15 protein-coding genes and 1 pseudogene are annotated in these 13,443 nt (G+C 48.4%); 13 read left to right on the top strand and 3 right to left on the bottom strand.

All coding sequences use genetic code 11. The features are described 5' to 3' along the window. Window positions 1-188: hypothetical protein (locus BLT02_RS17615; protein ID WP_347475060.1), on the bottom strand; the 188-nt coding region annotated here is incomplete at its 3' end. Between the two features lie 116 nt (window positions 189-304). Here BLT02_RS17615 and BLT02_RS16220 point away from each other — a divergent pair. From BLT02_RS16220 to BLT02_RS16160, 13 genes are all read left to right on the top strand, one after another. After that, a complete protein-coding gene (locus BLT02_RS16220; RefSeq protein WP_242869855.1) occupies window positions 305-571 on the top strand; it encodes a hypothetical protein in 267 nt (88 codons plus the stop codon). A gap of 25 nt (window positions 572-596) precedes the next feature. Next, window positions 597-914 (top strand): transposon-encoded TnpW family protein, encoded by a 318-nt coding sequence (locus BLT02_RS18055; RefSeq protein ID WP_092997955.1) that lies wholly within the window; start codon window positions 597-599, stop codon window positions 912-914. A 187-nt stretch (window positions 915-1,101) separates the two neighbouring features. Next, entirely contained in the window at window positions 1,102-1,332 is a 231-nt protein-coding gene (locus BLT02_RS16210; protein ID WP_092997952.1) for a helix-turn-helix domain-containing protein, read from the top strand. Beyond that, on the top strand, window positions 1,325-2,329 hold the full coding sequence (locus BLT02_RS16205; protein WP_092997949.1) for a virulence RhuM family protein: 1,005 nt from the start codon (window positions 1,325-1,327) through the stop codon (window positions 2,327-2,329). Before BLT02_RS16210 ends, BLT02_RS16205 begins: the two co-directional genes overlap by 8 nt. Before the next feature lie 108 nt (window positions 2,330-2,437). Further along, on the top strand, window positions 2,438-4,435 hold the full coding sequence (locus BLT02_RS16200) for a sensor histidine kinase (protein ID WP_092997946.1): 1,998 nt from the start codon (window positions 2,438-2,440) through the stop codon (window positions 4,433-4,435). After that, window positions 4,413-5,084 carry a response regulator transcription factor gene (locus BLT02_RS16195; RefSeq protein WP_175453905.1) on the top strand — a complete coding sequence of 224 codons (672 nt, stop codon included), beginning with the start codon at window positions 4,413-4,415 and terminating at the stop codon, window positions 5,082-5,084. Before BLT02_RS16200 ends, BLT02_RS16195 begins: the two co-directional genes overlap by 23 nt. A 229-nt stretch (window positions 5,085-5,313) precedes the next feature. Beyond that, window positions 5,314-6,234 (top strand): hypothetical protein, encoded by a 921-nt coding sequence (locus BLT02_RS16190; RefSeq protein WP_139187717.1) that lies wholly within the window; start codon window positions 5,314-5,316, stop codon window positions 6,232-6,234. A gap of 5 nt (window positions 6,235-6,239) precedes the next feature. Beyond that, complete coding sequence (locus BLT02_RS16185; RefSeq protein WP_092997937.1) at window positions 6,240-6,794, top strand: hypothetical protein; 555 nt, start codon at window positions 6,240-6,242, stop codon at window positions 6,792-6,794. Window positions 6,795-6,817: 23 nt separating this feature from the next. Next, window positions 6,818-8,785, top strand: a complete 1,968-nt coding sequence (locus BLT02_RS16180) for an InlB B-repeat-containing protein (protein WP_175453904.1) — start codon at window positions 6,818-6,820, stop codon at window positions 8,783-8,785. A gap of 64 nt (window positions 8,786-8,849) precedes the next feature. Then, a complete protein-coding gene (locus tag BLT02_RS17440) occupies window positions 8,850-9,797 on the top strand; it encodes a hypothetical protein (RefSeq protein ID WP_092997931.1) in 948 nt (315 codons plus the stop codon). A gap of 10 nt (window positions 9,798-9,807) precedes the next feature. Beyond that, window positions 9,808-10,386 (top strand): hemoblobin-interacting domain-containing protein, encoded by a 579-nt coding sequence (locus tag BLT02_RS16170; RefSeq protein ID WP_092997928.1) that lies wholly within the window; start codon window positions 9,808-9,810, stop codon window positions 10,384-10,386. A 31-nt stretch (window positions 10,387-10,417) separates the two neighbouring features. Next, window positions 10,418-11,152 (top strand): hypothetical protein, encoded by a 735-nt coding sequence (locus BLT02_RS16165; protein WP_092997925.1) that lies wholly within the window; start codon window positions 10,418-10,420, stop codon window positions 11,150-11,152. Between the two features lie 5 nt (window positions 11,153-11,157). Continuing rightward, window positions 11,158-11,511 (top strand): response regulator transcription factor, encoded by a 354-nt coding sequence (locus BLT02_RS16160; protein ID WP_175453903.1) that lies wholly within the window; start codon window positions 11,158-11,160, stop codon window positions 11,509-11,511. A gap of 157 nt (window positions 11,512-11,668) precedes the next feature. Here BLT02_RS16160 and BLT02_RS16155 read toward each other — a convergent pair whose 3' ends face one another. Together BLT02_RS16155 and BLT02_RS16150 are read right to left on the bottom strand one after the other, a co-directional pair. Then, on the bottom strand, window positions 11,669-12,484 hold the full coding sequence (locus BLT02_RS16155) for a PD-(D/E)XK nuclease family transposase (RefSeq protein WP_242869854.1): 816 nt from the start codon (window positions 12,482-12,484) through the stop codon (window positions 11,669-11,671). A gap of 251 nt (window positions 12,485-12,735) precedes the next feature. Next, a pseudogene (locus BLT02_RS16150) lies at window positions 12,736-13,443 on the bottom strand (hypothetical protein); the annotation flags it as partial.

Raw genomic sequence — 13,443 nt, 5'->3', positions numbered from 1 at the left:
ATCCTGGAAATGTTATTGTGCATCGCCTGCCTGGTCGAGTACAGCAGGTAAGTGACGACATGGTAGACAGACAGTTTCCTTTTCCGCACGAAACAATTGGGAAAACGATGAGCATTCAGGAAATCCTCAGACTTCAGAATTCCAGAAATGTCGGAAACAATAGATTTGAGTAGTGAGAGTTGATCCATAAAAAAGCACCTCCTGTTAGAAACTTGAAATGTGATTTCTAACAGGGGCGCCGCATTTTTGTTAAGGGTATGTCAATTGACAAAATACACAAATTCGCTACTTGAATTTGTGCACTATGTATAGAAAGTGTGCCAAAAATCTTATTTTGACCACCTTGCTGTCCGGTGCTGAAAAGAAAAAGGAAACCAAGACGCAGGAAGCGAAGGACATGATCTGCGCCATGCTGGCCGGAGGCAAACAGGCCCTTAGTGAAGAGATTGACCGGAAGGCTCTGGAGAAAGGCATCTCAACCCGTACTGTCAGGGATGCCAAGAAGGAGCTTGGCGAAGCATTGAAAAGCAAGACCGTAGAAGGCCGCAGGAAGCTTTACTGGATGGAGTGACTGCATTTCACTGGCAGACAGAACTTTGAGTGGCAAGGATTCTATAGATACCCAAAACCTTGCCACTCTGCCACTCAAATCTGAAGCGAAGGGAGAATATGATATGGCAGAGACCAAAACCAAGAATATGAATCATAGGAAAGACATCATGTGCAATACAGCAGGTTCCTTAAAAGAGGAACAACTCGTGGAGGTTCCATCTGAAGCGGTGCTTGTGAGAAAACGGATTGGTAAACAAACTTTTCTTGTTCGAGTGCATTTCAAGGAAGATGGAGCAGAAAACTTGCAAGCTAAGATTTGCCGAATGCTTTGTAATGAAGTGAGAAACAGCGGAAATGCATAATCCGGACATGCAGTTCCATCGACTTTACGAGTTCAGCACGAGTTCCATCGGGTTCCATCGAGCCATAGTGTCAAGCAGTTTTTTTGAGGCGCGGTTGAATTATTCAATTTCATATTGCAGAATAGAGCGGCCTGTGATAAGGTATATGTGTTGGTTTTTGTGATAAAAGTGATGAAAGGGGGATCCTATGACTCGGTCTTATAAAAAGTTATGGCACATTCTTCTGGATCGTGACATGTCACGCTCGCAGCTTCGGAAGAAAGCGGGCATATCGACAAATGCACTGGCAAAGCTGGGAAAAGATGAGTCCCTGCCCCTTGAGACACTGGAGAAGGTTTGCGCGGCGCTGGACTGCACTCTGGACGATATTTTGGAATATGTGCCGGACAAGGAAACGGATGGAGGCGTCGATGAATAATCAGCATGAAATTGTTCTGTATCAGATGGATGATACAAATGTCTGCGTCAGCGTTTATTATGAGGATGAAACTTTCTGGCTGTCGCAAAAGGCCATGGCGGAGCTTTTTGATTGCAGTACTGACAATATTTCACTGCATCTGAAGAACATCTATAAAGAAGAAGAACTGACAGAAGAGGCAACTGCCGAGTTTTTCTCGGTAGTTCAGCAAGAAGGCAGTCGAAGTGTCTCCAGGAGAATTAAATGTTATAACCTGGATGCCATCATTGCAGTCGGATACAGGGTTAATTCCAAAAAGGCTACCCGGTTTCGCCAATGGGCAACGAAGACACTGAAAGAGTATATCACCAAAGGCTTTGTTCTGAATGACGATATGCTCAAGAACGGGAAACCGTTCGGTAAGGATTATTTTGATGAATTACTGGAACGCATCCGGGAGATCCGTGCAAGTGAGCGTCGCGCGTATCAGAAGATTGCAGATGTGTTTGAGCAGTGCAGCTACGACTATGATAAAAACAGCGAAACGACAAGAGCGTTCTATGCTTTCGTCCAGAATAAACTGCACTTTGCTGTTACAGGCCAGACGGCAGCAGAGATTATCTATGACCGGGCAGACGCTGAAAAACCGACGATGGGACTGACGACATGGAAGGATGCTCCTGACGGAAAGATTTTGAAGCGTGATATCACAATCGCGAAAAACTACCTGAGTGAAAAGGAAATGTCACGATTAAACCGCCTGGTTACTATGTTTATTGATTACGCCGAGTTGATGGCGGAGGACGAAGTCCTGATGAGCATGCAGGACTGGTTGGACCAGACCAATCAGTTTCTGACAAATAATCGACGAAAAGTACTGACCGGAAAAGGACATGTATCCCACGAGGATGCGGTTGCGAAGGCTGAAAAGGAATATGAGGTTTTCCGCGTCCGACAGGATCAGGAATATATCTCGGAATTTGACCGCCAAACCGAAAAGCATCTGAAAGGCGAATAAATATGACGGCAATCCTGTCAATTGGGATGCGATAAAATACTGTGTCTGATTTTTGTTGACGGTCAGTTGAAGATGCAATAAGCGTCATGGAAAGGCGGGGTACAGCATATGAAGAAAATAATCTATGGCTTCCTGGGCTGTCTGCTCCTGATCGCCATGTTCCTCGGCATTCAGAGACTGACAAATACAAAGGTTCTGACCTGGGATGGATTCGTCACTGCGAAGCAATTTTCAGAGAATATTTACAACATCAAAGAGACGGATTTTCGCGTATATGACTGGGCACTGTACACACCGGAGGATTTCGCCGCCTACGGCACGGATCTTCCATCCGGCGAGGTTCCGGCGGAATATCAGGATTCGCAGACGGGAAAAAACATTTCCAAATACTATCGCAGTGACTTTGCCCGTTTTAAGACGGACTATCTGGAGCTGCGCCTGGAACCAGGCAAAACCTATGGTATCCATGTAGAAAATGCTACATATGCTATGAAGCTCTGGGTAGACGATGCGCTGCTGGCAGAAAACGGCACTGTCAGTGACACGGCGGAAGGCTTTGTCCCTCTTACCAGAAGCAAAACTGTTTACTTCACCGCCACAGACGACCTGACGCGGATTGTTCTGCAGCGGGCGAACTGGGTCCACCATTACTGGAACACGGCGGTCATCAAGCTTGGCACTGCGGACCTGATCGAGGCCATGGCGGAAAAGCAACTGCTTGGCGTGAGCCTGACCATCATAACCCTGCTGGTCATCGCAATGATCAACCTGGGAATGTTCTTCTATTCGCCAAAACGTGGGAGCTTCCTGTTCTTTTCTCTGGCCTGCGCCTTTATTGCCGTCCAATCCGCGTTCAACGACCCGAAGCCGGTCATGCTGCTCTTCCCCAACCTGAACTGGCTGTTCGGGCACCGGCTGGAACACTGCGCAGGCATCCTGACCGGCATGTTCCTGATCCTGTTCTATTATGGCGTGTTCCAAAAGCTCCTGCCGAGGCTCCTTCCTGTGATCACCATCGCCCTGGCAGCTATTTTGGTGGGCGGGCATGTCCTGCTCCCGTCCCTGGTGTATACGAGGTACAGTACCCTATTTCATGTGGTCATGATGGGCTGGCTCCTGGTGTTCTTCGCCTGGAATACATTTGGCATCCTTCGGCACAGGAAGAGCATATCTGCTTTCCAGTGGGCAACCTTTGCAAGTGAAGTGATTTATCTTCTCTCCATTGGCTTTGACCGGCTTGCCTACGGAAGTCTGGAGACGGTCAGTGTTTCCGGTATCGGCGTGGTTTGTGTAGCCTTCATCCAGACGGTGGCTTTGTCCATGGATTACCGGCAGGCGCAGGAAGCCTATGAGACCGCCCACAGCAGGGAGCTGGAACTGGAGAAGATGAACGAGACCCTGATGCGGCTCTCCCATGTTCAAACGGCGTTCTTTGAGAACATGATCCATGAACTGAAAAGCCCGCTGGCGGTGATTGCTTCGAATTGCGGCGTATCCACCATGCTGATCCAGCGGGGCCGGGCGGATGAAAAGACTGTAAAGGGCCTGAAGCTGGCAGAATCGGAAGCTGTGCGGTTGGGCAACCTCATTGACCGCACCAGCAAGGTGTCCTTTGCGGAAGGCACCGCCGTATCGGTGAAGCAGGAATCCGTAGGAGGCCTTTTGCAGGATGCCAGACTGTTCTGTGAGCCAATCTGCCAGAAAAACCGTAACCGGATGGAAGTCCTGTGTGGGGAGAATGATACAGTATACTGCGACAGGGATCTCATTCTGCAGGTTCTGTACAACCTGATCATCAACGCTAACCGGCACACAGAGAACAGCACGATCCTTCTTGTGGGAAAAACGGATCCGGACAAAACCGTCATCACGGTATCGGATCATGGCGACGGGATAATGCCTGATATGCGGGAAAAGGTATTTGAACGCGGCTACTCCGGCGACGGCAGCACGGGATATGGGCTGTCCATCTGCCGGACGATCATGGATATGCATCACGGAGATATTGCTATCCTTGACAATGAGGGCGGCGGTACGGTCGTGGAAATCACGATATATAACGAAAGGGACAAAGGTGATAGCAATGCGACGGATACTGCTGATTGAGGATGACAGGGGCATCAATGAAGCCAACCAGACCGCCCTGGAGCTGGAGGGCTATGATGTGTGCACCGCCAGGACCATGAAGGCAGGGATCAGCCTGTGTGAAGAATTCCGCCCCTACCTCATCCTCCTGGATATCATCCTGCCGGATGCCAACGCGCTGGATTACGGAACAGAACTGAAGAAAAGATATAGAGTAAACATCCTTTACTTAAGTGGGCTGAATACGAAGGAAGATGTGATCCGCGGTCTCCGTGCCGGTGGTGACGACTATATGACCAAGCCATACATGGTCGAGGAGCTGTTGCTCCGTGTAGCGTCCCTGCTGAGGCGTAAAGACCAGCCGGTGATCCGGGAGGACTTCAATACTAGCAGGCTGACCTGGCATACAGCCGCAAAGCAGATCCGGATGGATGGTGAGGAACTGCTGCTGCAGCCGAAGGAATACGCAGTATTGGAGTACCTGCAGCGGAGCAAAACAAGATATGTGTCCACAGAGGAACTGGCAGAACGTATCTGGCTGACGGAGGAGGACCCAGCCATCACTCAGTCCATCCGAAATACGATTCATACCTTGCGGCAGAAACTGGAAGGCTCCGGGTGCGGTATCACAATGCGGCGCGGAGAAGGATACCGGTTTACGGAAGAATAGAAAACTTCAAAAATGGGGCTGAAAATAAGCAAATGATTATTTTCGGCTCTGTTTTTTTGCCCCTGGGCTTCGGTACAATACCCTTGGAAGAGCTTTTAGGAACTTTCTGTCCTATGACAACCATGATATAACCCGTGCCGGTATACGGAGATGATGGGCATTTGCGAAGTACAGATGAGCAGATGGAAGAGACCCTGTGTCGGGCAGATATTCTGAAGAAGGAGCGGAAATGATGGTCATGGAGAAACGATGGATGTTAAAGAAATTGCTGCTAACAGTGATTGTCCTGTCACTAATGCTGCCGCCGCCGTTCTCTGCCCTGGCAGCAGAATTAGAGACAGATGATATCATCCTCGCAGAGGCAGCGGTAACGGATGCGAATGAACCAATTCCCGAGATTGCATATGACCTGTCAGAGGAACTGTTTGAAGAGGAAGAGGAAAACCAGCCGGAAGAAGCAATAGCCACTGTGGCGGATGAGATGGTCGATGCTGCCACAGTTGAAGGAGAAGATCCAGAAGTATTTGAAACAATCGAGGATCTTTCAGACATTGTTGATGAAGCTGTTGAGCTTCCGGATGGTGGAGATGAAATTCCTCCGGATGATTCAACCATAGATAGTTTTTCGGAAATCCAGGATGATGCAGCAGATCAATTCACGGAATCGAATTTTATTGAGATTGCCGATGAGCTCACGATTGAAACGATGGAAGCCGCAACTGATGAGAACGGGGAAGAGTTGATAACAGACCAGACGGAAGAAGATCAGCAAATATTGGAGCTTGTTGAAGAACCCTTCTGGTCATTGTCGCTTCCCGGAAGCCAGCCGATTGCCTATAAGGCAGAGCGGACAGAAATCGGGACGATATCAGTACAGGAAGCTTCGAACTTCACAGACGATCAGGCAATCTCTGTGACACTGGACTACTCCTCGTTCAGCAGTGATACGCATTCTATTCCGATTGAAATCACTGTCATGCAGAACGGTACAGAAAGGACATGGAGCGACGGGACAACCATTACGTTAAGTCCTGACGGCAGTGATCCCATAACGGTATTTGTGAATATCAGTGCTGAGGCATGGATGGCTGCGCCGCATGGTGCCTATGCCATGTCGCTGGTGTTCCACTCGGCTCTTGTGGGGAGGTGATGTCTATGGCCGGAAATCATGAAGCACCGGGAAGTCAAAGAAGGAAACGAAAACATAGAGGAAGTGGTCAGAAGATCCTCATAATCTGCCTTGTCCTTTTGTTGATCGCAGCCATAGGCGTAATCGTATGGCTTGTTTCAAAGTCAGGAAGCAGGCCGGGCAACAGTTCGGAACCGGAGAGCACTGCGCAAACATCCACATTTGATCCGAGTAGCCTCGGCGGCCTCGTTGTCCCGGAGCGCCCGGAAATGATCGACATTACGGCCTTTGAAACGCTGGAGTTCAAAGCGAATACGCTGGAACAGACCGTCCGCTTCGATAACCCGCTTCAGAACAACTGCTGGCTGGTGATTACCTTATCTTTGGAAGACGGCACAGTGCTCTGGAAATCGGAGGAGCTTCAGCCGGGGCAGGTGGTACGAAGCATCACGCTGAATCAGACGCTATCAGCAGGTGAATACAACAATGCAATCCTTCACTACCAGCACTGGACATACGACGCCGAAAAAGAACCGCTCAACGGAGCGGAGACAATCGTGAAACTTAACGTAACACCATAATCATTCTCATGGAGGAACTGAAGATGAAGAAGTTATTATCCATAGTTCTCTGCCTGATTCTCGTCGTGGGGTGTTTCCCGCTGACGACGCTGGCGGACGGCGACACGACCATCGAAGGGGACGGGGAAGCCAGCATTACTCTTACAACCGGAGTCCCGGAGTTGGACTCGATCACCGTCACGCCGCCGACTAAGACAGAATACAACGTGGGCGAGGAGCTGGACACCACCGGCATGGTGGTCATGGCCAATTACAACTACACAGACGATACGCCCATCGATGTGACTTCGGACGTGGATTTGTCCGGCTTTGATTCTTCTGATGCCGGGGAGGTCACAGTGACCGTCTCCTTTACGGATGGAGATGTCACAAAAACCGCGACATTTACGGTTACGATCATCGTGCCTACATACTCTGTAACCGTAAATAATGGAACAGGAGGCGGCAGCTATGCCCAAGGCGCAAGCGTCAAGATCACTGCAAATGCCGCGCCGGAAGGACAACAGTTCAATAAATGGACCGGTGCGGACGGCCTGACTTTTATCGATGGCAGCGCTACGACCGCCACAGCGACCTTTACCATGCCTGCAGAAGCTGTGACCTTGACGGCAACGTATTCGGAATCAGGTATTATCCCCGGTGAGTACGCGCTGACACTGGACCCGAACTATGGAAATCAGCCGGTCGAATTCATAACCGGCATTTCCGCGTATACGCTTTCTTCGCTTTCGCGTGATTACTATAACTTCTTGGGCTGGGCGGAATCATCGGACGGGGCTGTCCGGTACCATGCGGGCGACACGGTCACGCTGGAGGGCAATCTGACGCTTTTTGCGAAATGGGAAGGGAACAACATCCCGCCCAGTTATTCCCTTTCGCCCACGGAATACACCCTCAGCGGCAGCGGCTATACGGACATTCCCTGCACGCTGACGTCGATCGAGGCAGGGTGGATCAGCGAGATTCAAGGAGGTATTCTCGTAGAAGCAATTACAGAAGTTATCGGTTTCTATATGAATGGCGGAACGCTGACCGACAGCAGCGGGCACAGCATCCCGTTCCTGGTGGATAATCCGTGGCACACAACGGGGCCGCAGCAGAGAGCGCTGCAACAGAAAGAGTTCAATATGGATCAGCAAGGCGTTACTGTCGGTATGGCAATCTACATCGACCCCGATGTTTTCAGCCAGGCTGCGCCGGGAACCTACACGGGCACATTCACTTATGACAGTTATTGGAGAAGCTATAGTGCTAATACTGGTGAAGTTGCCGGTGAATCCGGCTCCATCGCGCTGACGCTGGTGGTGCCGGAGCCTGAGAGCTACACCGTAACCGTCGAACCGGGTGATGGAACAGGCGAAGCGTTCACTGTGGACAGCACGACCGTCATTTCCCATGCGGATATGCTGGCAGGAAACTATGACGAAACAAAGGGCTGCTTCTATCTGGATACGGACGGGAAGGTCTATTACATGCTTCCAAGCCAGTGTCCGTTTACGGCACCGGAAGGAAAAGAATTCGACTGCTGGCAATTGGACTCCGGAAGCACATACAGTGGAGGCGCATCGCTTAAAGCGGACAACTTTACAATCACCGCGTTGTATAAAGATCAGGAACCGGAACCCTCCATCACCCTTTCCATTCCGGCAACGATCAACGTCAAGTATGGCGATACGCAGACGGCGTTTGACGTACAGGTGAAGTCAGCAGTATTCAGCCAGGGTTACAGTCGAAGTAATGTTTCCTTTTATAACTCTTCTTTTTCCAGTACAGCACATGATGGAACGATACCGTTTACAGTAACTTTAACTGGTGATGCTCTTGAGGAAGTTGGCAATGCCGACAATTCGTATTATTTCTCTGTCACCGATGAAACCGTATTCCCGTGCAGCTGTCAGGGGTATATCAACATTACAAGCGCAGCATGGACGGCGGCGCAGCCGGGCAGTTATACTGCCACGCTGAGAGTGGAAGTGGGTTTTTCCCAATAACCATACAGCAATGTAAGTGATTGATGTTGGAATACTCTAACCTTATTATAAGAGGTATTATATTATGATAAAATCTATCAAGTTGGAAAATGTTCCTCAGTCATTCGCAAGGATTAATCCTGATGGGAAGTTTGCGCAATATAAGCATTTGCCATACTATGCAGATATAATCACGGCACACGTTCAGGGCTTTACGAAAACCTGCATAGACGGAAAAGAATATTCTCTTTTTACAAATGGGAGTAGTCATACAAAAGATGGCTTATTGATAAGAAAACCCGATTTAGATTCTAAACAATATAAAAAGGTGAAAATGCCCTCAGGCCTGAATCATCCTGGCGGAATGCAGGCAATTGCTCAGTATGTATTTGTACCATGCGAGTATAAACCCGAGTCATCTCTCTTTGTTTTTGATGTTTCACAAGAAGATCTTCCAGTAGTTAAATCTTTACATTTTGGCCATGCTGCATCGTCTTGTGGGATCACTGATTTTGAGTATATGGGAAAAACAAGATATGTTATCGCAGTGAACGCAAATCCGACATGTTACTTGTATATCTCGGAGGATACTGAAACGACCGATATAACAAAAATGGATTTTATAGAGATTGGACAATTTGATCTGACCAAGTTTTCTGGAAAAGATGATGATTTTGAAGGTGTAGGTCTGGTTACTGATGTAAACAATAATATCTTTTTGATTACACTCTTTAGCCGAAAAGAGTATGCTACGCTTGCGGATTATGCTATGCTTCTGGGTATTAATGTTAAAACGATAGAGGGACAAGACATATTTCAGATTAAAGTAGATTATTATGAAACGAAACATCTAATCAGTCATGGTGCTGTTGGTGGTGAAGATGGTGTCCATTTCAGGTGGGGGAATGGAATTTATATCTCAGAAAAACAAGGACTCTGTATTGCGGGTACGGCACGAAATATTCTATCTCTTGGAAGTACTAAACTTGATACTAATACATGGCCTGAACGTGATAAGGAAAACTATTCATAGGAGATACATTATGAGAGAGCATTCGCAAAGCAGAATAATTATTTCGCTCCTTTTGGGGCTTATTCTGCTTGCGCTTTGTCTGCCCGTCTGCGCTTTTGCGGAGGATGCTGAGTTTTCCGATGGTGACGAAGCCGGTATCTCGCTCGTCACAGCCGTCCCGCCGAATATCACGTCAGGCGGCGGTGCGGAATACCGGGATGGGAGCACAGAAGGTCTGACCTTCAAAACGGACGATGCAAAGGATAATCTTCTGCGCGTCCTCGTGGACGGAAAGGTCATTTCCTCCGATAAATATACTGTATCCGGGGAACCGCTGACGATCACCCTGCATGCAGATTATCTGAATACCCTGTCCGAAGGAGAACATACGATTGAGATCGTCACGACAAACGGGAGTGCTTTTGCAACATTTATAGTGCGGAAGGAAAACACACAACCTCAAGAAAAACAGGATTCGGTACGATCATCGACATCACCTGCAACGGGCGACGAGAGTAATGTCGGAGTATATGCCGCTTTGATGATGATTTCGTTAGCAGCCATATTCGTACTGTTCATTTTCATGAGAAAGACGAAGAGGCGGTTGTAGTTTGTTGTAAATGCAGAGCGGGAGGAGAATCATGTTTAAGAAGTCATGCATGTTGCTGCTTGCAGTCATTACGGTTCTGGCTGTTTCCGCATGCGGCACTCGCGACAAAGAAACAGTGAATGCCGCAGAAACGGGTACGGAACAGAGCACGACGATAAGTGGAGGCTGGGAACTTTATAAAAACGAAGCATGTGCTTTGCCGGAAGAGGTACAGGCTGCGTTTGACACATCGATCAAGCAGCTGACCGGCAACGACCTGAAGCCGGTCGCCTATGTTGCAAGACAGGTTGTTTCCGGGACGAATTATATGATTCTGTGCGAGTCAGAGACTGTTACAGCAGTGCCGGAACAATCTTACCAGATGGTGGTCGTGTATTCGGACCTGCAGGGAAATGCCGAGATCACACAGATGAATGAATTCGATTTGACAGCCTATGTTGACGGTGTCGGAGAGGAAAACTATGCGGAAATGTCTGCGGGAGGCTGGGAAGTAATTGCAGACAATCCGGCTGTTGTCATTCCGCAGGAAGCAAAGGAAGCATTCGATAAAGCCGTAGCGGAATTGGATGGAAATGAGTTGGAACCGATGGTACTGCTTGGCACACAGGTCGTGGCTGGTACCAATTATGCATTCCTCTGTCACAGTACCCTTCAGACGGAAGAAGCAATAGGCTCCATCCAGGTTGTTACTGTCTACGCAGATCTCGAGGGAAATGCCGCAATCACGAATATCTCCACTGTAAACCCGGCAGATTTCAATGAGTGAATGAAATGAAAACGATTCTGATCATTGAGGATAACGAGCACATTCGGAAAGCCAATGCCGAATATCTTCGCCTGTGCGATTATGAAGTGTTGGAGGCGCCAACGCTGGAGAAGGCCAGAGACGAATTATCCCGGTGCAAACCGGATTTGATCATTCTGGACAATGAACTGCCTGACGGATACGGAGTAAGTTTCCTGAAAGAACTGCGCCGGGCATTGGATATCCCCGTGATCATGATCTCCGCCGAAGGAGGAACGAACGGGGAGAGAGAGGCTATTCGATGCGGCGCGGATGTGTACCTCCGCAAGCCCTATGCCATGGAGGAATTGCTCCATCATGTGGCGATGTTGACAAACTAATAGGAAAATTATTACGGCCAGAGCTGCAGCTGTAATGCTGTAACCCTGGTCCTTTTTGTTGCCGTGTTCACTTGACATTCAACAAGGAATAGCCCTAAACCAAGCCCCCAGACACTATTTTCTTTGTAGTGCCTGGGGACTTTTGTCGTGCAGTCTTTTACAACATGGATAAAAATTTTGTCTGATCAGTCACTGGGATTTTCAGAATATCCATGGCTTTTTGTGCAGGGATTTTCAAACTGTCCATAATGTTCTTAATGCTTCTCAACAAGGCTTCCTCTTCACCTCTTCTTATCGATTCTTCACGCAAATCTTCCATTGCTTTGCACATAAGCTCAACTCCTTTCGGATCGGTTTTAAGATATCTGGCTTTTTCAGCCAAAAGCGGGGTCTTCATATCGTCAGGGTCAGAACATAGGAAATCGTGCATTAGTATCCCTAAAGGATCAGTACCTTTGTAGCTTGCGTTTACATAGAGAATATGCTGTCTGTCATCGAACGCCTGGCCAGTGGCGGCATTGATACGATCAATAGGATATAATGCCTTTCCTGCCTTCCAAATATCATTCTCTGTGATGAAAATAATATATGTTGTCGGCAACTCTTCAAATTGCTGGCTGGCATTTAGGGTTTCTACATCCAGTGCACTCGCGTGATATCTTGCTCGCTCCGGTCTGGCACCGCTGTCTGCCCGCTGAACTTCAAGATCATATTGTTGATTCTGATCATCTACACCGTGTACATCCAGGCAAAGACCTCTGGCGCCTACCAATCTGACCAGGTCTTTCTGGGTCTCCTCTTTTGTCAAGCGTAGATCTTCTTTCCCGGTGATGATTCGCAGAACATATTCCGCGAGAGGAAGATTATCTCTGAAAAGTACTCGCATGAAAGTATCGTCAACAGGGCGAAATCCACGAAGTCTTGCCAGATCTTCTTCATGATCTCTTTGTCGCTGCAGTTCCTGCTCTGTCATATGCATCACTCCTCACACAATTATCCAATATCATTATACCTGTCAAGGCCGGTAAAATCAATAAAATCGCAGAGTTTTCAGGGTTGTTTCACGAACTCCCACAGAAACGAAGACATACCGTTTCAATGAAGGAAGGCATGCGTCCGCTTCTCTCCCGCATGCCTTCTATTCGAATCCGTACACAGGACCAATTAAAAAAGCGCAAAAATCCCCCATTGCAGTCTTGACTTCTTTTTTTCAGTATATCATCATCAAAGTGTCTTCTTATAATAGAGACTTTCTATTGGACCGAAGATATACCTTCCCAGCAGATCCTGCTCATCATTGAGAAGATCCATCATCTCGCTGACCGGGGACTGATTGCTGGTTTGGATCTGCACCAGGCGAATGACATTCAGTGCATACTTTCGTATCAGTGCGAGATTGTTTCTGGAGCCTCTGGCCGGTGACCGGTCCTCGCGGAAGGTATCATCCAGGACATGGTGCAGGCGGTTTTCCACGGCCCAATGGTTCCGCTTGCACCGTCCCATTTCTTCGGCACTCATTTCCAGGTCCGAAACGATCCCCACCACCTGGATGTCCATATTCTCCCGATCCCCTTTCCCGGGAAAAGGCTGTCTGGACGACCCTTCTTTTAAAAACTGTTCTTTGGATGGGGTGATATCATTTCCCTCTTTATCCCGCACGACAAGGATCCTGATCTGTTCCGCACAGCCCACGCTTTTCAGGAACGGCCATTGAACCTTTGTTCTTGACAGAAAAGATGCATCATTTATGATCCTGTACTCCCGGTACTCGTACCTGTCCCGGTTTCTTTCCACATACGCTGCCTCGTCATATTTCCCGATGTATTTCGGGTACCTTGTACGTATGGCAGGATCTCCTGCCATCCGTTTCCTGTCCTCCTTCATTTCATTAAACTGTTCAACGATCTCTTCATAACACTCTGGATGGTTTCT

Origin of the sequence: Sarcina sp. DSM 11001, from assembly GCF_900101015.1 — a bacterium.
Taxonomy (GTDB): domain Bacteria; phylum Bacillota; class Clostridia; order Lachnospirales; family Lachnospiraceae; genus CAG-791.
Note: the sequence above shows the minus strand (reverse complement) of the source record. Positions and strands in the feature narration are given on the sequence as shown.